A 22,188-nucleotide genomic window follows, 5' to 3' on the forward strand; every position below is an offset into this window, starting at 1 on the left:
TATAGTAGAGCGATCGGCAGTACATTCAGCACGAAAATCACTTTTTTAAGACTTACTAACTTCCTCAAAAGACTCCGAACCTAAAGGACTCGGAATCCAACCTTTAATATTCTTGCGCTTCCCTAAAAGCGGTTGCGAATGGACGATCGGCAAACGCACCGCCTCCCCATGCAAAATCTCGCTAACTTCCGCATAAATTTTCGCCCGGGCTGCTTTATCCCCAGTCGCCCTCCCCTTATCTAAAAGTTCCAAAACCTTCGGATTTTTCCAATTTCCCAAATCCGCCGTCGAACCAGGGCCGAAGTGAGGATAATAAAAATTGTCAGGATCGCCATAATCTCCAGTCCAACCCATCATAAAAGCTTGAAAGCCTGGAGGTTTTAGCCGATCGGCCAAATAAGCAGACCAATCCTTTGTCAGCAACTTTACCCGAATCCCGATCGCGCTTAAATCCGCAGCAAAAGCCTCAGCGATCGGCTTCGGCGTGGGAAAATAGGGACGGCTGACTGGCATATACCACAAATCCAAATCAAAACCGTTTGGATAACCAGCCTTCGCCAGCATTGCTTTAGCTTGCTGGGGGTTAAACTCGTAATCTTTAACTTTGTCCGACGCCGCCCAATTCAGCGAGGGCGGGATAAATTGTGAATCATATTTGCCTAGTTCTCCCCAGAAAGCCTTGACGATGGCTTGCTTGTTGATTGTTTGGGCGATCGCCCGTCTTACCTCTGATTTCGCCAAAGGCGCGTAACCTGGATTTAACGCCAAATAACCCACATTAAAAGAAGGGCGCAAAACAGTTTCCAAATTAGCATCCGCTTGCACCTCTTTCAATTGATCCGGCGTTAAATCCACAGTAAAATCAAGTTGACCAGCCCTCAATTGAGCGAGTCTTGCCGCCGGATCGTCCACAAAACGAATTACCAATTGATTGACTTTCGGCGTTCCAGCTTTCCAATAATTCGGATTTTTTTCTAAGATAATGCGATCGCCCGAGATCCATTCCTTAAACACAAAAGGCCCCGTACCCACCGCCAGCGACCCCGGAGTGCCGTATTTAGCACCCGCTTTCTTCACCGCCGCCGGACTCGCAATCCCAAAATAACCAGACCCAATCGCCGAAGGAAAGGCCGCAAAAGGTCGATTTAACACGAACCTAATCGTAGACTTATCAACAACGGTCACATCCTTGACCAAAGAATCTTTATCGCCCTTAAATCCAGCAAAAAAGTTTTTCCAAATCTGATAAGTTTTGCCAGAATCTCGATACCCGTTAGGATTTTTGGCATCCCACCAGCGATCGACATTAAACTTAACAGCATCCGCGTCAAAATCCGTCCCGTCGTGAAACTTCACCCCGGATCGCAACTTAAAAGTCCAAGTTTTGCCATCTGTCGAACTCGACCATTCAGTTGCCAGACTCGGTTCCAATTCTACAGTTCCGGGTTTAAAATCAGTTAAACGATTGTAGATTTGGTCGATCGCAATCACCGAATTACCATCAGTAACATTTCCCGGTTCCAGATTCACCGGCGGCCCGCCCGCACCGTAGACTAAAGCCCCTGGTGGAACAGCCGCAGGAGTTGTCGCAGTTGGAGAATTATTAGTAATATTTGCAGGAGTGCCACAATTTGATAGAACTACAGCCATCCCAAAAACTAGAGCTAATAAAACTAAACGCCAGGATTTTAACAACCTCATTTCAATAGCTCCTATTTAATAAAATTATATTCCTATCAAGAAAATTCTAATTTCCTCATTCTCTCCCCTCTGCGTTCTCTGCGTCCTCTGTGGTTAACCTCTTAATTCTTATCTTACATAAAATTTAATCAACAAAATATAACACACTGATTACCAATTACCCTTTATCATTACAAAAAAGAATTGGCTTAAAGCCCCAAGCGCGATCGGAAGAAATTAAAATCAGACTATTAATTACTGCAATCCCCGGACTTCCCAGTACAGATGGCTGTCACAGACAACTAAGAGGGCAGGCACGGGGGCACTACCCCTACAATTGTCAACTTAATTATCGATCGCACCACCGCCTACAACTCATAACTCTCTTCACCCATACTCCCCAATTCAGGGCTACCGAGAAACTGTTCATCCTCCAATTCCTCAATCCCCGAGTCAAAACTTTCAACAACAAACGGCAACCCCGCCGCCATCAAACCGCGCTGAATGCGATCGTTAGTTTCCTCAAACAAAACAAATAGCGGATGAACAGCCTCCGCCTCATCGCTAAAAATATGTCTGTAGCGGTACGGCATCACCCACTCGTAAGTTTTATCCAACCAAACCTGACACTGCCGCCAGCGGCCCAACAAATCAGAAAAATCTTCACCAGGGCGGTGAATAAAAACCAAAATTTCCACCCCAATTTTAACTTTCCACTCTGGATCGCACATCAAAATCACCAAATCGCAGGGCAAACAAACTGCCTGTCCCGGCGCTATGGAAGTGCCTCCGCTTCCAGCATAGGAAACCCCCTCCCGCAAGCGCGCAATGGGCAATGGAATGGTAATTAAGCTTTCGTTAGCGCGGCGGATACTCGGAATCATCTCCATGTACAGCCGATATTTTTTCAACAGGGCGATCGCTGCCGAAAATTCGCTGTACTGTGCTAGTAAAGCCTCGTAATGTGATTGTTTTACAGACATTTTAAATCAATTAATTAGTCATTAGTCATCAGTCATTGGGCATGGGGCATGGGGCATGGGGCATAGGGCAAACAGGGCATTGGTCATTGGTCATTAGTCAGTTGTCATTGGCAATTTGTAATTGGTAATTTGCAATTGGTTATTCATTAGTTCGCAACAATTGGTCATTGGTTCTTCAAAGATTAGCCAAGACCATATCACTGACTGAACAGTATTAACAACTCAAACAAAGCCAATGACAACTGTCAACTGACAACTGTCAACTGTCAACTGTCAACTGACAACTGTCAACTGTCAACTGTCAACTGTCAACTGTCAACTGACAACTGTCAACTGTCAACTGACAACTGACAACTGACTTTTTACAGCTTCTGAAACACTGAGAACATCGGCAGATACATCGACAGCAAAATCGAACCTACGATACCACCGACCACAACAATCATCAGAGGTTCCAGCATACTGGTAAGTCCCTTGACTGCTTCTTCGACTTCCGTTTCGTAGAAAGCGCCAACTTTCATCAACATTTTGTCAAGTTCCCCAGTCTCCTCGCCAATTGCCATCATTTGAATTGCCAAGGACGGAAAAACAGCTTGTTCTTGCAAAGCAATACTGATCATGCCACCGCTTTGAATTTCCTGTCTCGCATATTCGATCGCATTTGAGATCGCCTGATTTCCCGCCACATCTCGCACAATTTCCAAAGAGTTCAGAATCGGCACACCCGATCGCGTCAGCGAGCCAAAGATGACGCAAAACCTCGCCACCGCCGATTTTTCAATCAAATCTCCAAAAATTGGCAACTTCATCGCAATTCTATCGATTTGGAGGTGACCTACTGGAGTTTTGTAGTACATATCGAAGGCAAATTTTAGCGCTATAATTACCCCAATAACTGTCAGTTGTTGGATCGGAGGCCAAGCCGTACAAAATGCGCTAATTCCCAACATCATCACCGTAAAAGCGGGCAAATCTGCACCAATATCCTTAAAGATTTTTGCGAAAGTTGGTAGCAAAAAAATCGTCATTGCGAAAAAAATCACAATCGCGATGAAAAACACAGTCTTCGGATAAGACATCGCAGATTTAATTTCAGCCTCCGTCTTGTGATTTTTTTCCATCATCACCGCCAGACGGTCGAGGGTTTCATCTAGCACACCGCCGACCTCTCCCGCCGCCACCATACTGATAAACAGTTGGTCAAAAACATCAGGAAACTTAGCCATCGCCTCTGCCAAGTTTATCCCCTCTTGCACGTCAGCATTCATGCTCCTGAGTGCTCGTTTCAACTTAGCATTAGAGCACTGCTCGTGCAGCACGGAAAGGCATCTCACGATCGCCACCCCGGCATTAAACATAGCCGCAAACTGACGAGCAAAAATCGCCATATCCTTAACAGTAAGACTGCTAAGGTTATACTCAAATTGCTCCTGAATCCTACTGAGATCGAAGCCTGTTTTTGGTTTTGGATTAATAACATTTGTAGCCATAGATTGCCTCTGGAAAATTATTAAAAGTCATTAGTCATTGGCAATCAGTCATTAGTCATTAGTGATTGGTCATTTCTGCGGACTGCTGACCAATAACTGATTGCTTAGCCCCAAAACAGGTACAAGTCCCCAACACTTATGAGAGTCGATCCCCAAATTTTAGATTGTAATTCAAGCTCCCAGATTCACTGCGCTGCAATTAAATCTAAAATCTAAAATCTAAAATCTAAAATGGACTGACTGACTCAATTAATGAGCCCCTACCTTGCCTGTACCAACAGGTGCCGGGCCGATCAAGCGTTCGAGTTCATCAGCCTTAGAAGCCTTGGCCATTGCCGATTCCCAAGTGATTTTACCGCCCTTGTAAAGTTCAGCGAGGGCCATTTCCATCGTCCTCATGCCCAATTTTGCCCCCATTTGGATTTGGGAGTAAATCATAGGAGTTTTGCCCTCCCGGATCAAGTTAGCCATAGCTGGAGTATTCACCATGATTTCCATAGCGCAGCAGCGGCCGCCCCCAACTTTCACAACCAAATTTTGGCTGCAAATTCCGACTAAAGAGTTAGACACTTGGGCGCGAACTTGGGGTTGTTGAATGGGCGGGAACACGTCCAAAATCCGATCGATCGTAGCAGCAGCCGAATTAGTGTGCAGCGTTCCCATCACCATGTGACCCGTTTCTGCCGCCGAAATTGCCAGACCGATCGTTTCCAAGTCCCGCATTTCCCCCACCAGAATCACGTCCGGATCTTCGCGCAGGGCTGCTTTCAGCGCATTAGCAAAGCTCTTAGTATCTTCGCCCTTTTGGCGTTGGTGAAACAAACTCTTGACATTCGGAAACACATATTCGATCGGGTCTTCAACCGTCAGAATGTGTTCAGCCCGCGTCCGGTTGACCAGATCCAACAAAGCCGCCATCGTAGTAGTTTTCCCGGAACCTGTCTGTCCCGTTACCAACAGCATACCCCTGGGTCTTTCCGTCAGATCCCGCAAAATCTGCGGCACGCCTAAAGCATCTGCGTTAGGAATCTTAGAAGCCAGAGCCCGCATACAAGCAGCCCAAGCACCCCGCTCACGGTACACATTCACCCGGAACCGAGCCAATCCCTTCACCCCGTAAGCGCAGTCGAGTTCCCACTCCATTTCCAACTGCTTGCGCTGCATATTGTTGAGCATTTGGAAGATCAGGATCTGCACTTCCTCAGCAGACAAAATGTCGCCGTATTGGGACTGAGGAGTTAGTTTTCCGTGGACGCGGAAGAAGATAGGCGCGCCTGCTTGGATGTGTATGTCCGAACCCCCTTGCTCTACCAGGGACTCCAATACGTCTTCAATCATCAGACCCATAGATACCTCTCCTCGATCTAGTTGATAGTTATTGACCAATCTAGCTCAGTTAACAGTTAACAGTTAACAGTTAACAGTCAACAGTCAACAGTCAACAGTCAACAGTCAACAGTTAACTGCTGAATCAATCCAAAAAGCGTGGCGTCAAGCAGTACGGACAATCCAGCATCTCCGGCTTCAATTCCGCCCGACAAGTTTTGCAGGTAAGTCCCTGCTTGCGTTTGGCTTTCAGTTCTGCCTCCAACCCGGAGTCAGTAAAGGTCACCCGCTCGACTTCTTCAAAGGTAGTCGCGCCTTCCCGCACCAACTGCAAGCTGTAAGCCAACAAGGTTTTCATCCCTTCTTCTACCGCTGCTTCCTTAAGTTGCTCTGTGGGAGCCCCTTGAGTGATCAGAGTTTGCAGCCGCTCAGTATTTTTCAGGAACTCGTAAACGCCTACCCGTCCTTTGTAGCCTAGGCCGCTGCACTTCCGACAAAGTTGATCGCGTTCTGCGAGTCCTTTTCTTTCCTCTACCGGTATGGTGTTGGCTTTGTTAACAGTCAGATCGATTTCTTGAGAAGCCGACAGACCGTAGCGACCGAGTTCGGCCGCAGTAGGCTGGTAAGGAATGCAGCATTTGTCGCAAACGCGCCGCATCAGACGCTGGGCCAACACGCCCAACAGAGCGGCTGAAACCATGAACGGTTCTACGCCCATTTCGTCCAAGCGCGCGATCGCCCCTGCCGCGTCGTTAGTGTGCAGTGTGGTCAGCACTAAGTGTCCCGTCAAAGCAGCTTCCAGAGCAGTTTTCGCCGTTTCTCTGTCCCGCGTTTCCCCCACCAGAATCACGTCAGGATCTTGCCGCAAAAACGCCCGCAGCAGGTTGGAAAAAGTCAAGTCTTTTTCCCGAATTACTTGACATTGGGTAATTCCCGGCAAAGCATATTCGATCGGGTCTTCCGCCGTACTGATATTAACCCCCGGATCGTTGCGTTCCGCCAGAATCGAGTACAGAGAAGTTGACTTACCCGAACCCGTCGGCCCCGTCACCAAAATCAGTCCGAACGGGCGGCTAGCAGTCTCTCGCACCAAAGCCAGAGTTTCTTGATCCGAGATCAACAAACCCAAACCCAACTGAGTGCTGGAACTGTCCAAAATCCGCAGCACGATTTTTTCGCCGTACCGGGAAGGCAAGCTATTCACCCGGAAATCTACCGTGCGTCCCTCAAACACCCGGCGGATACGACCATCTTGAGCTTGTCGGCGTTCGGCAATGTCCAAGTTGGCAATAATCTTGAAACGAGCCGTAATCGATTGCACAACCTGTTTCGGAAACCGGAAATACTCTTGCAGCACCCCATCTTTCCGCATCCGTATCCGCATAAACTCTTCTTGAGGTTCTACGTGGATGTCAGACACCTTTTCCGACAAAGCTTTAGCCAAAATGATGTTGACAGCCTTAATTACCGGAGCCGCCTCAGCATCGTCTATGGTGTTGGCTAAGTCTTCTTGGTCAGAACTCTCCTCTTCTAATGAGAGTTCGCCAAAATCTCCCTCGCCTAACTCCAGTTTTCTCTGCTTTTCGGCTTCTGCTATTTTGGCGGCTACCTTAACTTGGTCGTCTTGATAGGACGAAGTGATGTCCTGGTAGTCGTCTGGCGTAATCACCCGTCGCTGCAAAGCCAATCCGTGAGGCTGTAAAATCCGCCGCAAATCTTCTATGGCGTTGAGGTTGTCGGGATCTACCATTGCCACTAAAACAGCCTGAGGCTCGGTTTCAGTCTTCGCTACTGGTAAAAAGCGACCTTGGTGACAAATGTCGATCGAAATTTTCAACCCATCGAGCATAATTCCGAGTTGCTCGTTCGACATTTCGCTCATCTCCGGGTCATACGCTTCAACCCCGTAGACAATCTTCCGTTCAAACATCTGCTGCTTCTTGTAAAGCCGCAGCAATTCAGGAGGCAACGGCTGCCCGGTAAGTGCTTCTAATACCTCCGTCAACCGCTTACCCGACTTCCGGCTTTCAAGTTGAGCTTGTTTCACTTGGTCGCCGTTGACGTAACCCGACTGAATCATCTTGTTGAGAGCCGGAGGCAAAACGCTGATAGCAACTATCGATGTGCGAGAAGACCCCTGGGATGTGTTAGTCATAAAAAACACTCATGATTGTGGGAAACTCAGTCACAGAGAGTGCTGAGAGGAAAACCAACGCGGGGTTAAAACCCCCGTATCTTTTGCTTGTGGATGAGCTATCATAATTTTTGCTCTATCCGTAATATGTCAAGTGTAAGCTCGTAGTCTCCTCTCATTTTCGTCCACAAATTGATGAGACGTTGGAGGGATTGGTCGATGCTCGCAATCAAATTTTGTTTGTTGAGTGCTAAGTTGCTTACTGGCCCGATCGACCTGCGATATACTCTCGTTATAGCCTCATGGCACATCACTTGGGCATTGATCCCGAGGTCTGTAGCCTTTCCACGATCGTGCTATATTCGCAAATTGTTTGGTCAAATTACAGTACCCGTGGTGGCGCGGTATCTGTACTAGCTTCAAGATCGGCTGTCCGATCTTTGATGATGATAGCTTTGACGAAAGCCATCGATCGCTCTTTTGAGATATATTTTGAGTGAACGAACCTGACGGTCAACAGAGTACAGTTAAACCGCAGGCTTCTTTTTCCTTTTCTGCAAAGGCTTTTTTGAGTGACGGAGTTCCCCCGCCACTTTCGTAACTTATACCAATTTTTTTGATTAGCTTGGCTGAATTTTCGTCTCGATCCAAAGACTCACCGCATTGACAAGAATGCCACCGCTGAGACAATTCTTTCGGTACTTTGTTGAGGCAGTTCCAACAATATTGAGAAGTTCCCTTTGGATCGACGAACAAAACATTTTTACCCAATTTCCAAGCGACATACTTGAGAACACTAGCAAATTGACCGTGAGCAGCATCAAGCATTGATTTATTCAAGCCACTTTTAGCTGACTGACCGTTCGGCAAGTAAACTAAATTGCCATCCTCGATATCAGTCTTAGATTTGGCACGTCTAGTTAGATTCTTGAGACTCAAGTCTTCAACGACCAAAACATCGCATTTGCCAAACAGCTCATGTGCAACTTTGAATTGAAAGTCAAGTCTCGCCCTAGCTACAAATTGATGCAGCCTAGAAATCCTGTCCTTGATAATTCTCCAGGGTTTAGAACCTTTAACTCTCGACGCTAGTTTTGCTTGAAGCCTTGCTAATTTCTGAGCCGACTTCCTCAAGAATCTAGGATTCTCAACTCTTTCACCATTAGAAAAATAGACGTAATTGGTTATCCCCAAGTCGATACCAAGAGTGTTTTTATCAGTCGGTTGAATTTCTGCAACCGCTACGGGAACTGTCTTATCTTCTAGCGTCAGGGCAATATACCACCCGTCTGCTTCTCTGATAACTGTCCCCGTCTTAACTTTAAATCCTGCTGGTATTGGACGATGGAAAACCATCGGCACTTGACCTATCTTCGCTAGGTCAACACAAATTCTATTTTGCTCATCCTTGATAATATCTAAATTATCTAATTGAGGATAAGTAAAAGATTTGTAGTAATGGAATCCCTTGAATTTAGGTTTGCCTCTGCGATTGCCATTTTTGTCAGGCGTGGTGAAGTTTGAAAAGGAAGTTTCCACTCGGTTAACCACATCCTGTAAAACCTGGGAATTCAAGGCTTTGTAATCAGAAAACAGTTTTTTAGTGTTTTTCAGATCCGCTAACTGAATGGTTTGCCACTGCACCTAACCACTCTCAATGTTTGAAAAAACATCACCTTTCCTGGTCAAAGAATTGCCTGATTCATCCTTCTTTCTACCATCTCTAGTTTGCACTCTAGTCAAAGGAATATTTTGATAAATCTCCTCGACAGAAACTATGGATGCAGTTAAGGGGCAGGCGTTGACGGGTGATCTCGTCGATTCCCACCACCTAAATCTTTCGCCGAGTCGGTAGTTATACTGTCGGCGGCAGAGTTCTAGGTGAGTCGTGATTGTTCCTAATTGGGCTTTTGTAGGTTTGAGGCGGTATTTGTACGTGAGCTGCATTGAAAACTTCCTTTTTTCGACCTTCCCACAGTATAACTGTTTCAACACTTAGGAAGTATATTGAGAATCAAGATGCTCCCGAAGATTGACTCGTAGTAGGCAGGTCTAATTGTTGGTTTCCGTTCCTCTACCCAACGCTTCTGGACATCCCTGCGGTAATTCATTCGGGGTACTTCGCGCAATGCTCAGATTCATCCCCTTTAAATATACCCTTAGAATTCCCGGCTGTTAGTTAATTATCTGTGATCGGGTTGCGGGCGATCTCCCAGATTTTGAGCAGATCTAGTTTTTTCTCTGCCAATATTCATTTTACTCCCAAATAATCGAGGATACTTCTCTGTTTTGCAAACGCAGTCAAGGGAAAAATATAAGGCTCTACTTGCCAATAAAAAAGCCATACATATCAACCTTAATTAACTCTTGTTTTTCGCAAATATTGAAATGTCTGCTATCAACGACTCAATTATTCTTAGGAAATATAACTGCTTAATATCATTCTCAACTTGCTATCAATGCGAGTGTGTTATTCCCAAATTGCGATACAATAAACGTTGTGTTAGCGCCAACGGCGGTCTTACTAGAACTAGAGATCGAGATTTCATTTCCATAAAATATTGAAAGCTTTGAGAGATTCCTGCACATAGGCCGGAGCTTTCCTATGAATCAGATAGTGCTATCCACACTAAATTATAGTTCTCTACATTTACCGTGTTAAGTGTATCTGCTAGAATTGATAGGGTTCTGTCGCGCAGCTTATATGATTGACGAGGAAAAACAGCAAGATCTAGATCCTAACTCAACTGGGGAAACCCCAGAGGGTTCACCAATGGCAAGCGAAACTCCGCCGGCACCAGCAAACTCTAACGAAGCAGCCGATTGGGAACTCGAACTTGCTCAAGCTTATCAAAGCACCGAGGGCGATCGCAAGGGAGCAAACGCATCCGGGGATCCTGTCACCGGCAATTCCACCAACAGCCCGACAGCAGACGCGGCTGAATCATGGAAGAGGGAACTCGCCTCCGTAAGAGATGAAAAAGAGGCTTTAAAAACTCAGTTGCAAGCCACATCGGCTCAACTAGAAGACCTAAAAAATCAAAATCTCCGCCTAGCAGCAGATTTTGAAAACTTCCGCAGGCGCACCCAAAAGGAAAAAGAAGAGTTAGATTTACAGGCAAGGTGTCTCACGATCAAGCCGCTGTTGCCGGTAATCGACAATTTCGAGCGCGCTCGATCGCACATTAAGCCGCAAAACGACGGCGAAATGAACATTCACAAAAGCTACCAAAGCGTTTACAAGCAAATGGTAGATGGTCTCAAGCAAATTGGGGTTTCTCCGATGCGCCCTGAAGGCGAACAGTTTGACCCCAACCTCCATGAAGCTCTCCTCAGCGAGCCCACAGACGAACACGAGGAAGGAACAATCATCCAAGAACTAGAACGCGGCTACATTCTGGGCGATCGTGTCTTGCGCCACGCCAAAGTGAAAGTTGCGGCGCCTGGGATATCTGTGGTAGCCTCAGATGAAAATCCCGATAGTTCGGAAAGTTAATCGGGACAGAAGCTACTGCATTCCTCGAAGTCACTGACCCCCGAAGAGAATTCGGGGGTACGAAGGTGGCAGACTCACCAACTTCTTAATTCAGGACTAAAAGCAGGTCAGCGCTTTCTCAACAAATTCTGAACAATTTTTTAACGAGTCTGCGATCTTGCATTAAAATATCAAGTTTGTTTCCTACAAATCGAGTCAGGTGATGCTTGTTAAAACAAGCTTAGTCGTTTTTTATACCCCAACTTGTAGTTGGAAGTTTCCAAACATCCCACAAAGTTTTATGAGGCGCTATGGGAAAAATTATTGGAATTGACCTCGGCACGACCAACAGTTGCGTAGCTGTATTGGAGGGCGGTAAACCAGTCGTGATCGCCAATTCTGAGGGCGGCCGCACAACTCCGAGCATCGTAGGATTTGGCAAGGCGGGCGATCGCTTAGTCGGTCAACTAGCCAAGCGGCAAGCTGTAACTAATGCTGTAAATACTGTTTACAGCATCAAACGATTTATCGGGCGCAGGTGGGACGACACGGAAGAAGAACGATCGCGCACTCCCTATACCTGCATCAAAGGCAAAGACGACACTGTTAATGTCCAAATTCGGAACAAAGTTCACACTCCCCAAGAAATCTCGGCAATGGTACTCCAAAAGCTCAAGCAAGATGCTGAAGCTTATTTGGGACAAACTGTTACCCAAGCCGTGATTACTGTGCCGGCATACTTTACAGACGCCCAGCGCCAAGCTACTAAAGACGCCGGTACGATCGCGGGTTTAGAAGTCCTGCGGATCGTCAACGAACCGACGGCGGCCGCCCTTTCCTACGGGCTCGACAAGCAAAATATCGAACAGAAAATCTTGGTCTTTGACCTCGGCGGCGGTACTTTCGACGTTTCGATCCTGCAATTGGGAGACGGAATTTTTGAAGTCAACGCCACCGCAGGTAACAACCATCTCGGAGGAGATGACTTTGATGACTGCATAGTTCAGTGGCTGGTAGAAGCTTTCCGAACTCAAGAAGGTAGCGACCTCTCAACAGACAAAATGGCTTTGCAGCGCCTCCGAGAAGCTGCGGAAAAGGCGAAAATTGAACTCTCTCTCTCGCAATCCACATCCATTAATTTGCCGTTCATCTCCTCTGATGCTAAAGGGCCCAAGCATTTGGAAATGGATCTCTCGAAGGCTCAGTTTGAAAAACTGGTGGCTCATTTGGTGCAGGCGACGATCGATCCGGTGACTCAAGCCCTCAAAGACGCAAGTCTTACCCCGAAAAATATAGACAGGATTATTTTAGTCGGAGGCTCAACCCGAATTCCGGCAGTTCAAGAGGCAATTAGTAAGTATTTTGGGGGCGCGTCTCCCGATAAATCGGTGAATCCCGACGAAGCTGTAGCTGTAGGCGCGGCAATTCAAGCCGGGGTGTTGGGCGGTGAAGTCAAAGATTTGCTGTTGCTAGACGTGACGCCGCTTTCCCTGGGACTCGAAACTTTGGGCGGTGTGTTTACCAAAGTAATCGATCGCAATACAACCATCCCCACCAGTCGATCGCAAATGTACAGCACGGCTGCTGACGGACAAACCTCCGTAGAAATTCACGTCCTCCAAGGCGAGCGCGCATTGGTAAAAGACAACAAAAGTCTCGGCAAATTCCTGCTCAAAGGCATTCCCGCAGCCCCCCGCGGCGTACCTCAAATCGAAGTTACCTTTGAAATCGATGCCAACGGCATTCTCAAAGTTGCCGCAGAAGATAAGGGAACCGGCAAAGAACAAAGCATCCAAATTTCCAATACAGGGGGCTTGAGCGAAACTGAAGTCGAGCGGATGCGACAAGAAGCGGAACTTTACGCCGATGAGGATATCAAGCGCGCTCAAGTAGTCGAACTCAAAAATCAAGCCGACACCCTGGTCTATAATTGTGGTGTCACTTTGAAAACCAACGCCCAATTGCTCAGCGACGACCTCAAAGTCGCAGCCGAAACAGCAGCAACAGCTTTGAAGGCGGGGATGGCTAACCCCGACATCACTGTTGAGGAACTCACCGAGCAAATCGAAGCTTTCAAGCAACTGCTATACTCCCTCGGGACAGCAGTCTACGAGCAAGCCCGCAGCGGAGTAGCCAACTCCTCGCCAGAGGTTGAAAGCGAGATGATTTCAGAACTAGAAGAGGTTGCAGTTACCGACGACAGCCTTTTCCTGACAGAAGAGCTGCTGGTGGCACCCCCCCCGGCGCCACCAGCTCCGCCACAACCGGAACCCAAACCGGAACGACAGTCCAAGCGACAGCCGGAACCACAACCGGAACCTAAACCGGAACGACAGTCCAAGCGACAGCCGGAACCACAACCCAAACCCAAACCGAAGGTTCCCGAACCGGAAGTTGATGAGATGAATCCTTTCCTTTAGCACTGAAAAATTAACAATTAACAATTAACAATTAACAATGAAAATTTTTAATTTTTAATTGGTAATTTCAGGAAAGGTTGCCCGTTTCTTTTTCGTACACTTTTTGTTATTTACCTCCAGGCAAGCAGCTTTATGGCCGGTGATTACTATGAAATATTAGGCGTTTCTCGCAGCGCAGACAAAGAGGAAATTAAGCGTGCTTACCGCCGCCTAGCTCGCAAGTACCATCCAGATGTCAACAAAGAATCTGGAGCTGAGGAGCGGTTTAAAGAAATTAACCGTGCCTACGAGGTACTATCCGAACCGGAAACCCGCGCCCGTTTCGATCGTTTCGGCGAACAAGGCGTCAGTGGTGCAGGCGCGCCGGGGTTCCAAGACTTCGGCGACAGCTTTGCTGACATCTTTGAAAGCTTCTTTCAGGGTTTTCAAGGAGGGGCGGGCGCCCAACAGCAAGGTCGCAGACGCAGCGGCCCGGTGCGCGGAGATGATTTGCGACTGGATTTGCGCCTGGATTTCCGCGAAGCAGTTTTTGGTGGGGAAAAAGAACTCCGCATCAAGCACCTAGAAACCTGCGAAACTTGTACCGGAACTGGCGCCAAGCCGGGAACCAGACCTCAAACCTGTTCGACTTGTACCGGCAGCGGTCAAGTCCGACGCGCTACCCGCACTCCTTTCGGCAGCTTTACTCAAGTTTCTGTTTGCCCCACCTGCAACGGCACCGGGCAAGTGATTGAGGACAAGTGCGAAACTTGTGGCGGCCGGGGCCAGAAAGAAGTGATGAAAAAGCTGAAAATCACTATTCCGGCTGGGGTAGACAACGGTACTCGCTTGCGCGTTTCCAATGAAGGCGATGCTGGCAAGTTGGGTGGGCCGCCGGGGGATCTTTACGTGTTTTTGGCTGTGAATGAAGACCCGCTATTTAAGCGGGACGGCATTAACGTTAATTCGGAAGTCAAGATTAGTTACTTGCAAGCAATTTTGGGCTGCCGGTTGGAAGTGGAAACTGTAGATGGGCCGACGGAATTGTTGATTCCTACTGGGACTCAGCCTGATACGGTTCTGACTCTGGAGAAAAAAGGAGTGCCTAAGTTGGGCAATCCAGTCAGTCGCGGTGACCATTTGATTGCGGTGTCTATTGATATTCCGACTAAGGTGACTGCTGAGGAACGGGAGTTGCTGATGCAGCTTGCTAAGCTGAAGGGCGATCGTACTGGTAAAGGTGGCTTGGAAGGATTTTTGGGCAATTTGTTTCAGAAATAAGCAATTTTTTGACACCCATGGGTGTCAAATTTTCCTGTTTGATGATTCCGTGGCAATTTTTAAAATTCTCTGTCAAAAAAGTGAGACCAATTGGTCTCATTTTGTACAGGTAGAATAATTGTTCGGCAATTTTAAAATTCTCTGTCAAAAAAGTGAGACCAATTGGTCTCATTTTGTACAGGTAGAATAATTGTTCGGCAATTTTAAAATTCTCTGTCAAAAAAGTGAGACCAATTGGTCTCATTTTGTACAGGTAGAATAATTGTTCGGCAATTTGTGGGAATAGTCCTTCAAAAAATGAGACCCATGGGTCTCAAAGATCCGTCGTAGAATAATAGTTGGGCAATTTGTGGGAATAGTCCTCCCAAAAATGAGACCAATTGGTCTCAAAAATCGGTTGTAGAATAATTGTTGGGCAATTGGTTCACGATAAAATAAGGCTTTTAGGATTTGAAATGGGAAATTTGAAAAGAAAAGGCAGACTATGAATTCAACATCCAAAATTGAAAATCCCAAATCTCCCGATGCCAAAATCGACCTGCGGGGGACTCCGTGTCCTCTGAATTTTGTCCGCACTAAATTGCGACTGGAACAAATGCCACCGGGTGCTGTTTTGGAAGTGTGGCTGGATGCGGGGGAGCCGATCGAACAAGTGCCTGATAGTCTGAAAATGGAAGGCTATCAAATTCTCGAAACGCAATTTGTTGCGGATGAGTCGGAGTCCGGCTTTTTTGCCATGAAAGTGCAGCGCCCAGAACTCCAGGAAGCAGGATGAGCCTGAATTTGTCCTCCCTCGTCGGTACAGTAGTGGCAGTTCAGGCTAACTTCTACCGAGTCAGGCTAGATCAAGCAGCCGGGATTCACGAGAATATAGCCCTGGCGGATGCTCCCACTCTCCTGTGCACTCGTCGCACTCGACTCAAAAAAATTGGTCAACAGGTGATGGTGGGCGATCGCGTGGTGGTAGACGAACCAGACTGGACTGACCGCCGGGGTGCAATTTCAGAAGTCTTCCCCCGCCGCACAGAACTCAACCGCCCGCCTGTCGCTAATGCCGATCGCATTCTCCTGGTTTTTGCCCTAGCCGAACCCGATTTAGACCCCGCCTCATTAACTCGGTTTTTAGTCAAGGCAGAATCTACAGGTTTAGAGGTGAGTTTGTGCCTGAACAAATGCGATTTGGTAAGGGCCGAGGAATTGGAACAGTGGCGCGATCGGCTTTCACGTTGGGGCTACGAACCAATGTTTATTAGCGTTCGCAGCGGTTTAGGAGTGCAGGAAGTTGCCACAAATTTTCAAAATAAAGTTTATGTCGAAAAAGTAACTTCCCAGCATTTATCGGACAAAATAGATGGTTCTCTGTTGCCTTCTGAGGAGAACCCCCTACTAGCAAAATCGGCTCATCCGTTAGCTCCGTTAAATTCCGTACAAAATCCCTTGCCGAACTTTCTCCACAGCCACACCCAAGACAAAATAACGATAATTTGTGGGCCTTCTGGCGTCGGCAAGTCCAGCTTGATCAACCAACTGGTTCCCGCCCTCAACCTGCGAGTCAACGCTGTTTCGGGCAAACTCGGCCGCGGGCGCCACACGACTCGCCACGTCGAACTATTTGAACTCCCCGACGGCGGGCTGTTGGCTGATACTCCGGGCTTTAATCAGCCGGCTCTCGAATCCGATCCGTCCGAGTTAGCTCAATATTTCCCAGAAGCTCGTCAGAGGCTGGCTTTGGGTAGCTGCCAGTTTAGCGACTGTTCGCACCGCGATGAGCCTAACTGTGTGGTGCGGGGCGATTGGGAGCGCTACCAGTATTATTTGAATTTTATGGAAGAGGCGATCGTCCGCCAGCAAACTCTGCAAAACTCCAGCAGCGCCGAATCCAGCTTGAAGCAGCAAACCAAGTCCGACGGTACACAGCAGTATGAACCGAAACTGCAAACTAAAAAATATCGTCGCTCTTCCCGCCGCCTGCAACACCAGTCGCTGCAAGATATGTGTCAAGAAGACTTAGAAGAATTCTGAGCAAGTCGCCACCGCCGATCGCCCGCGAGGAGTCTGACAATATTACCAAGACTTACCAGCAACGGGATTCGATCGAGTAAGATACTTCTTTGCAGCCCGAGGCCTCGGACTGCAAGACCCGGTTTCTTTAGTGGCGAGTGCGTAAGTCCTGAGTACATTAATCGCTAAAATTAAATGGCCTTAGATTTGTAAAAAAAAGTAGAACAGAAGCAAAAGTTAGCGGGTAATGCAGGAGCAAAAATATTGTGAATATTCAAGAACTGTTTCAAAAAGGCGGCCCAGCGATGTGGCCCCTGTTAGTGTTATCGATTCTGTCTGTAAGCACAATTATCGAGCGTTTGTGGTTCTGGGCGAGTCTCTTGAGCAAAGAGAAGCAGATTGTTAACCGGATTCTCGACGCGGCGCGCAGCGATTGGGGGGCGGCTAGCGAGATTGCCAGACAGGCCAACCGACAGCCGATCGGGCGATTTCTTTCTGCACCCCTGCGCCTGTACAATCCCGAACCAGATTTATTTCGACTCGCCCTCGAAGCAGCCGCCGATGAAGAGTTGGCTTCGATGCGCCGCGGGGACAAAATTTTAGAAGCGACGATCGCTCTCGCCCCTTTGCTGGGCTTGCTGGGAACAGTTTTGGGCTTGATTAACTCCCTCAGTTCCATCCGTCTGGGCGACATCGGTACGGCGGCAACCACTGGCGTGACTTTGGGGATTAGCGAGGCGCTGATCACGACTGCGAGTGGGATGGTAGTAGCAATTTTTACCTTGGCGTTTTATCGGATATTTCAAGCTTTTTTGTTCAACCAAGCCAAAATATTTCGCAAAGCTGGAAATGAAATGGAATTGCTCTACAGACAATATTGGCCGACTGCTAATGCTAAAGGTCGATCGCCCGGTACAGAGCACAACAATTCTTCCTTTGGTTCCGATGGTTTGAACAGGCGTTCTCTCAATTCTCAAGAATCATCGGGAGAACGTCTCAGGGAGCCGAAATTGAAAGGTTCCGATCCGGCTGAAGATTCACCTTCTAATAATTAGAACAAAGAACAACTGATGAAGATTCACTTAGATACTCCTGCTGAAGAGGCTCGGATTGAACTGGTGCCTTTAATTGACGTGATCTTTTGCATTCTGACGTTTTTTTTGGTGGCGGCTTTGCAACTGACTCGCCAGCAAGCGATTAATGTCGATTTGCCGAAGGCGAAGACTGGACAAACGCAGATGCGAGAGATGCTGATTGTCAGCATTGACGATTTCGGGCAAACTTATATCGACCAATTGCCTGTTAATTACCAGCAGCTCGATCGAGTTTTAAAGAGTTTCCACAGCACAAATCCTGCCGGCTTGACGGTGTTGTACGCTCCTCAAAATGCTAAATACGCCAAAGTTGTGGAGGTTTTAGACAAATTGCGAGAGGTAGGGGGCGATAGAGTAGCTCTAGCAACTCTTCCTAGTTCAGCTCCCTCTGCCCAGCCGAATAATCCGTCGCTTCCCAATTCGGGGATTCCTGCGGCACCTTCGGGCAATTACCCTCAACCTCTGCCGTCTCCCGTAGATCCTGGGCAACAGCAGCTCAATCCAAATCGGTTTCAATCTCCTCTCCCGGCTCCGGGGCAGCAGCAGTTCAATCCCAATCAGTTTCAATCTCCTCTTCCAGCACCGGGACAGCAGCCGAGCAACTCTGGGGGAAATCTAGGAATTCCTCCCGTTTCGCCCGCACCCATTGCCCCCAATTCCAGGCCCGGAGCTGCTACTCCACAGCCGAATGTCCCTCCCTCCAATTAGCAGGAACGCTTCTAAGTTCGGAAGCAGTGTGCGGGATTTAACAGGTGTAGCCGATTTAACGAATGGATGTTGAGGGTTGAACTCCGAAGCCAGCAAATGATTTGATAACCGATACAAGGAAGAAGGTAAGGGAGAAGAGAGAAATATAAATTCTCCCACTCTCCCGATCTCCCCTCACCCGCTCTCCCCCTTACTCAGAGAGAATTTCCGCACGAGTTGGTATAAATCGCTGCAATTATTTTGGTTCATACTGAGCCTTTTTTCTTTTGACAAGTAGATAGAGTGGTATAAGTCTGCGGAAGGAACTTTTGCCGACATCCTGCCATCTCTACGATTAAGTTATTTCTTGGGAAAGATGGTAATTTTGTCAAATTATTGTTACCTTTTGTAATATACTAAAGCGAGATAGGCTTGCGGGACATCCTGAAACCAAGAGCCGATCGCTGAAGCAACTTACAGAAACAACTTACAAATCTGGTTAATCCAGGTTTCACTGTCAAGTCACTTTTACTTACTACAGGAGTCAAAGTCATGAGCCAACCAGCAGAATTGTCTTTGGAGCAGCAATTTAGCCTGTGTTCCTTCAAAACACAGGTAAGTGGCATGAGCCGCGAGCAAGCTCAGGAGTTTTTGGTCAAGCTTTACGAGCAAATGATGTTGCGCGAAACCATGTACCGCCATTTTCTCAAACACCATTGGGGTCTAGAGCCCAATCCAGGCGTTGAGTAGCCTAGAGTCGCAGTCGGCGACCTCCGTCTCTTACTCTCTTCCCTCAGGCGGAAAGGAGTTGGGGGTGATGGGGCGTCACTCGAAGATACAAGGCAAGAATATCCTCAGAACCCGACACTGATATACGGATGAATTTATCAGGTTAGAGGCATTTGGTAGAAACAATTTTTAGCGACCTATCGAGAACTCATCCTCGGGTCTAGACAAACTCCCACTTTATTGTCTTTTGATTCTACTAAAAGTTGGGATCGATTCTCCGTAATAGTCCGATCGACGATCGCAGCACAAAGCAACAAGAATTTATCGCTCCGCCTCTTAAACATTATAAATTTTTCGACAATATCTATATTTCTTATACAATAAATTAAACCCATAAATTCTGAAATTGGGTAGAATAAATTAATAAATCTAATTTCCAGAAATGCAAATTGTTTGATATAGCTTTTCTCAAAAATATGAGGTATGTCTGGCAATTGGTAAGCGATATGTATTACAAGCTTTCTGAGGTTTCTCTCCGGTAAATATGGTCTTCGTGTGTGCACTCTCCCTGATTATCGCAGCATAATTTGATATACCTCATCTTTCTGAGAACCGCTAGATCGCGAGCTTAACACTTCAACTAAAGCTTTTAATCTGCAATAAAGTTAGATTTGCACGGCGCTAGCCCTCTCAAGTTGCAGCGGATGGCTTTGAGCAAGAATTGAGCAAGTCGAACATCAAAAGGCGATCTCCGACAAGCAAAACCTTTAATTTTCTACTCAAGTTCTGGATCGTGCCACTTGTAACTCTAAAAAGAGTTGTAAAAAACATTCGGCAAGCGGAAAACTCTGAGTCTTTAGACCTGAGATGCAAGCAGCACGGGCGGTTTCAACCGCCGTAAATTTTTCTTGAATCTTAATATTTAAAACCAAAAAAAGACGTTAAAATACAAGCTAAGGAGGTGAACCAGATTGCTAACAAATTATGTTTATAAGTTGCGACCCAATCAAACACAGTCATCAAAAATGTCGGCTTGGATAGATATGCTGCGAAGCCAGTATAATTGGTGCTTAAATGACAGAATATGTCAGTACAATCAGCAGTTTATCCAAGGCAATTACAGTGACATTAGAACGAAAGTCGAAGCTTCACCATTGACCTGCTTCGTAAGTAAAAATGGCGCAACCGGAAATCCTTGGAAAGATTCTAAGTCAGACTTTGAAGGTAAAACTAGAAATCCGCGTCGAAATGCTGGTGACATTCAGATTACAGCATTACCTGAGTTAAAAATGGCTAGACCTTGGTACAACGCCATAGATTCAACAGTTTTACAACAGAATGTTAAACGCTTAGATATTGCCTACAAAAACTTCTTTGAGGGTAGGGGATTTCCTAAATTTAAAAACCGCAGCAACTTCACATCTTTTACTTTCGTAATGGGAGTAAAAATTAAGGGTAATAAAATTTACCTACCTAAACTGGGTTGGATGCGGTTTTACAACTCTCGCTCAATCCCAAATGGTTTTACCATCAAGGCTTGCACAGTTAGAAAACGACAGAATGATTGGTATGTTTCCGTGAGAATAGAAGATAAGTCTGTACCTGAATACAGCCCCAAAGCTCTCGGTAACAATCCCAAAGTAATCGGTTGCGACTTAGGACTCACTAAACTGGTTCATCTTTCTGATGGCTACCAAATTGAGAACCCTAGGTTTTCGACCAATAAAAAAGCTAAACGTACTCTAAAAATTAGACAGAGACGGGTTAACCGCAAAACAAAAGGCAGTAAAAACCGCAAAAAAGCAGCTATCAGAGTTAGCAGATTCCATCAAAAGATTGGCAATAAACGCCAAGCGCATCAATGGAAAACTGCGAATAAGATTGTATCTAGAAGCGTTGATGTAATTGCCATAGAAGATTTGAATATCCCTGGGATGATGCTAGAAATGCAAGGTAAAAAGTGATGAGAAAACTGGGAGGTTTCTGAAGAACGGGCAATCCAGGAAAAAGGGATTGAATCGTGCTATCTCTGATGCGGGCTGGGGCGATTTGGGATTAAAGATTGAGTATCTAGCTGTGAAGCAAGGAAAAATCGTAATTAAAGTTAATCCCAAACACTCTAGCACTGAATGCAGAAATTGTGGACACATCGATAAATCCAACAGGAATGGAGAGAAATTCATCTGTGTGGAATGTGGATATCACGAACACGCCGATATTGGTGCTGCAAAAACGATTAGAGACCGAGCCTTGAGAATGGTACGCGGGCCAGGACGCGAAACCTGGTATTCAACACCTAAACGCCCAAAAAATATTACCACGCTCGCAGAGCAAACGTGGTGAGTTTGGGAACCTGAGCAATCAGGATATTAAGACCGCAATGTCTTAAGAATCTCAGTCGCTTTAGCGCTGAGAGTGTCAATCCGACTGACGTTCCAGAGTTGCCTCCATCGTACTCGTCAAGTAATGACCAGACATGATGCCACTAGATTGGTAGTAGCGATTTTCATCAACGCGGTGGAGGGTATCAAAACCCGTCCGCCGCTGGCGTTCATCTCCGAGTACCCAGTAACGTTGGACGATCGACTGGGGAGCAATCCAACCTTCGCCCTCGACTCGGCCGAGTTCGCTGTGTTGGAGTACAAAAGTATACTGCCGCTCATCGTTATTGAGGTGTCCTCGGTACTGCAAAATAATCTCTTCGCGATCGCCTCCTGGAAACACGAGCTTCGTCACCATACTGAACCAATCTGTTCGGTTCCAGCTCACTAAAGTTTTGCCTTTTACCGTAATTGGCACGCCATTGCGCTCAATCCAACTTCCTTCGAGCGTCCATTGGCCAGATTCCATTAAAAACGTGTGAGCCACAGTGCTGTTCCTATGCTTTTCCTGCTGGCTACAATGCTGGT

18 protein-coding genes are annotated in these 22,188 nt (G+C 46.9%); 10 read left to right on the forward strand and 8 right to left on the reverse strand.

Going from position 1 to position 22,188, the window contains the following annotated elements; translation table 11 throughout:
* Window positions 1-45: 45 nt before the first annotated feature.
* The 7 genes from QZ938_RS13265 to QZ938_RS13295 form a co-directional block, all read right to left on the reverse strand.
* Complete coding sequence (locus tag QZ938_RS13265) at window positions 46-1,701, reverse strand: ABC transporter substrate-binding protein (protein ID WP_293351854.1); 1,656 nt, start codon at window positions 1,699-1,701, stop codon at window positions 46-48.
* A gap of 347 nt (window positions 1,702-2,048) precedes the next feature.
* On the reverse strand, window positions 2,049-2,663 hold the full coding sequence (locus tag QZ938_RS13270) for a hypothetical protein (protein WP_293351855.1): 615 nt from the start codon (window positions 2,661-2,663) through the stop codon (window positions 2,049-2,051).
* A 362-nt stretch (window positions 2,664-3,025) separates the two neighbouring features.
* Window positions 3,026-4,153, reverse strand: a complete 1,128-nt coding sequence (locus tag QZ938_RS13275) for a type II secretion system F family protein (RefSeq protein ID WP_293351857.1) — start codon at window positions 4,151-4,153, stop codon at window positions 3,026-3,028.
* A gap of 249 nt (window positions 4,154-4,402) precedes the next feature.
* Complete coding sequence (locus tag QZ938_RS13280) at window positions 4,403-5,500, reverse strand: type IV pilus twitching motility protein PilT (RefSeq protein WP_293146732.1); 1,098 nt, start codon at window positions 5,498-5,500, stop codon at window positions 4,403-4,405.
* Between the two features lie 124 nt (window positions 5,501-5,624).
* Window positions 5,625-7,634: a GspE/PulE family protein gene (locus QZ938_RS13285; protein ID WP_293146730.1), complete on the reverse strand. Its 2,010-nt coding sequence runs from the start codon at window positions 7,632-7,634 to the stop codon at window positions 5,625-5,627.
* A gap of 492 nt (window positions 7,635-8,126) precedes the next feature.
* Window positions 8,127-9,257: a transposase gene (locus QZ938_RS13290; protein WP_293365539.1), complete on the reverse strand. Its 1,131-nt coding sequence runs from the start codon at window positions 9,255-9,257 to the stop codon at window positions 8,127-8,129.
* Window positions 9,258-9,560, reverse strand: a complete 303-nt coding sequence (locus QZ938_RS13295) for a helix-turn-helix domain-containing protein (protein ID WP_293351861.1) — start codon at window positions 9,558-9,560, stop codon at window positions 9,258-9,260.
* A gap of 757 nt (window positions 9,561-10,317) precedes the next feature.
* Here QZ938_RS13295 and grpE point away from each other — a divergent pair.
* The 10 genes from grpE to QZ938_RS13345 all read left to right on the forward strand — a co-directional run bounded on the left by grpE (window position 10,318) and on the right by QZ938_RS13345 (window position 21,622).
* The gene (grpE, locus tag QZ938_RS13300; RefSeq protein WP_293342413.1) at window positions 10,318-11,109 is read left to right on the forward strand and encodes a nucleotide exchange factor GrpE; all 792 of its coding nucleotides are present in this window, start codon (window positions 10,318-10,320) and stop codon (window positions 11,107-11,109) included.
* A gap of 290 nt (window positions 11,110-11,399) precedes the next feature.
* Window positions 11,400-13,508, forward strand: coding sequence for a molecular chaperone DnaK (dnaK, locus tag QZ938_RS13305; RefSeq protein WP_293351863.1), 2,109 nt, complete (start codon window positions 11,400-11,402; stop codon window positions 13,506-13,508).
* A 132-nt stretch (window positions 13,509-13,640) separates the two neighbouring features.
* Window positions 13,641-14,768 carry a molecular chaperone DnaJ gene (dnaJ, locus tag QZ938_RS13310; RefSeq protein WP_293351865.1) on the forward strand — a complete coding sequence of 376 codons (1,128 nt, stop codon included), beginning with the start codon at window positions 13,641-13,643 and terminating at the stop codon, window positions 14,766-14,768.
* Between the two features lie 484 nt (window positions 14,769-15,252).
* The gene (locus QZ938_RS13315; RefSeq protein WP_293146720.1) at window positions 15,253-15,543 is read left to right on the forward strand and encodes a sulfurtransferase TusA family protein; all 291 of its coding nucleotides are present in this window, start codon (window positions 15,253-15,255) and stop codon (window positions 15,541-15,543) included.
* Window positions 15,540-16,790, forward strand: coding sequence for a ribosome small subunit-dependent GTPase A (gene rsgA / locus QZ938_RS13320; RefSeq protein WP_293351867.1), 1,251 nt, complete (start codon window positions 15,540-15,542; stop codon window positions 16,788-16,790). The genes QZ938_RS13315 and rsgA overlap by 4 nt, the downstream gene beginning before the upstream one ends.
* 245 nt (window positions 16,791-17,035) lie before the next feature.
* On the forward strand, window positions 17,036-17,824 hold the full coding sequence (locus QZ938_RS13325) for a MotA/TolQ/ExbB proton channel family protein (protein WP_293146714.1): 789 nt from the start codon (window positions 17,036-17,038) through the stop codon (window positions 17,822-17,824).
* A gap of 15 nt (window positions 17,825-17,839) precedes the next feature.
* Complete coding sequence (locus QZ938_RS13330; RefSeq protein ID WP_293146712.1) at window positions 17,840-18,571, forward strand: biopolymer transporter ExbD; 732 nt, start codon at window positions 17,840-17,842, stop codon at window positions 18,569-18,571.
* A gap of 531 nt (window positions 18,572-19,102) precedes the next feature.
* A complete protein-coding gene (locus tag QZ938_RS13335; RefSeq protein ID WP_293146710.1) occupies window positions 19,103-19,300 on the forward strand; it encodes an NblA/ycf18 family protein in 198 nt (65 codons plus the stop codon).
* 1,004 nt (window positions 19,301-20,304) lie between these two features.
* Window positions 20,305-21,243: a transposase gene (locus QZ938_RS13340; protein WP_293351870.1), complete on the forward strand. Its 939-nt coding sequence runs from the start codon at window positions 20,305-20,307 to the stop codon at window positions 21,241-21,243.
* A 49-nt stretch (window positions 21,244-21,292) separates the two neighbouring features.
* On the forward strand, window positions 21,293-21,622 hold the full coding sequence (locus QZ938_RS13345; protein ID WP_293351872.1) for a transposase: 330 nt from the start codon (window positions 21,293-21,295) through the stop codon (window positions 21,620-21,622).
* 75 nt (window positions 21,623-21,697) lie between these two features.
* Here QZ938_RS13345 and QZ938_RS13350 read toward each other — a convergent pair whose 3' ends face one another.
* On the reverse strand, window positions 21,698-22,147 hold the full coding sequence (locus QZ938_RS13350; protein ID WP_293146706.1) for a hypothetical protein: 450 nt from the start codon (window positions 22,145-22,147) through the stop codon (window positions 21,698-21,700).
* Window positions 22,148-22,188: the final 41 nt, after the last annotated feature.

It is taken from the genome of Microcoleus sp. CAWBG27 (genome assembly GCF_020883145.1).
Lineage (GTDB): Bacteria > Cyanobacteriota > Cyanobacteriia > Cyanobacteriales > Microcoleaceae > Microcoleus.

Bases quoted from the DNA above. Each gene is read 5' to 3' on its own strand.
- QZ938_RS13265 (WP_293351854.1), bottom strand. From the start codon at position 1,701: ATGAGGTTGTTAAAATCCTGGCGTTTAGTTTTATTAGCTCTAGTTTTT.
- QZ938_RS13270 (WP_293351855.1), bottom strand. From the start codon at position 2,663: ATGTCTGTAAAACAATCACATTACGAGGCTTTACTAGCACAGTACAGC.
- QZ938_RS13275 (WP_293351857.1), bottom strand. From the start codon at position 4,153: ATGGCTACAAATGTTATTAATCCAAAACCAAAAACAGGCTTCGATCTC.
- QZ938_RS13280 (WP_293146732.1), bottom strand. From the start codon at position 5,500: ATGGGTCTGATGATTGAAGACGTATTGGAGTCCCTGGTAGAGCAAGGG.
- QZ938_RS13285 (WP_293146730.1), bottom strand. From the start codon at position 7,634: ATGACTAACACATCCCAGGGGTCTTCTCGCACATCGATAGTTGCTATC.
- QZ938_RS13295 (WP_293351861.1), bottom strand. From the start codon at position 9,560: ATGCAGCTCACGTACAAATACCGCCTCAAACCTACAAAAGCCCAATTA.
- grpE (WP_293342413.1), top strand. From the start codon at position 10,318: ATGATTGACGAGGAAAAACAGCAAGATCTAGATCCTAACTCAACTGGG.
- dnaK (WP_293351863.1), top strand. From the start codon at position 11,400: ATGGGAAAAATTATTGGAATTGACCTCGGCACGACCAACAGTTGCGTA.
- dnaJ (WP_293351865.1), top strand. From the start codon at position 13,641: ATGGCCGGTGATTACTATGAAATATTAGGCGTTTCTCGCAGCGCAGAC.
- QZ938_RS13315 (WP_293146720.1), top strand. From the start codon at position 15,253: ATGAATTCAACATCCAAAATTGAAAATCCCAAATCTCCCGATGCCAAA.
- rsgA (WP_293351867.1), top strand. From the start codon at position 15,540: ATGAGCCTGAATTTGTCCTCCCTCGTCGGTACAGTAGTGGCAGTTCAG.
- QZ938_RS13330 (WP_293146712.1), top strand. From the start codon at position 17,840: ATGAAGATTCACTTAGATACTCCTGCTGAAGAGGCTCGGATTGAACTG.
- QZ938_RS13335 (WP_293146710.1), top strand. From the start codon at position 19,103: ATGAGCCAACCAGCAGAATTGTCTTTGGAGCAGCAATTTAGCCTGTGT.
- QZ938_RS13340 (WP_293351870.1), top strand. From the start codon at position 20,305: ATGTCGGCTTGGATAGATATGCTGCGAAGCCAGTATAATTGGTGCTTA.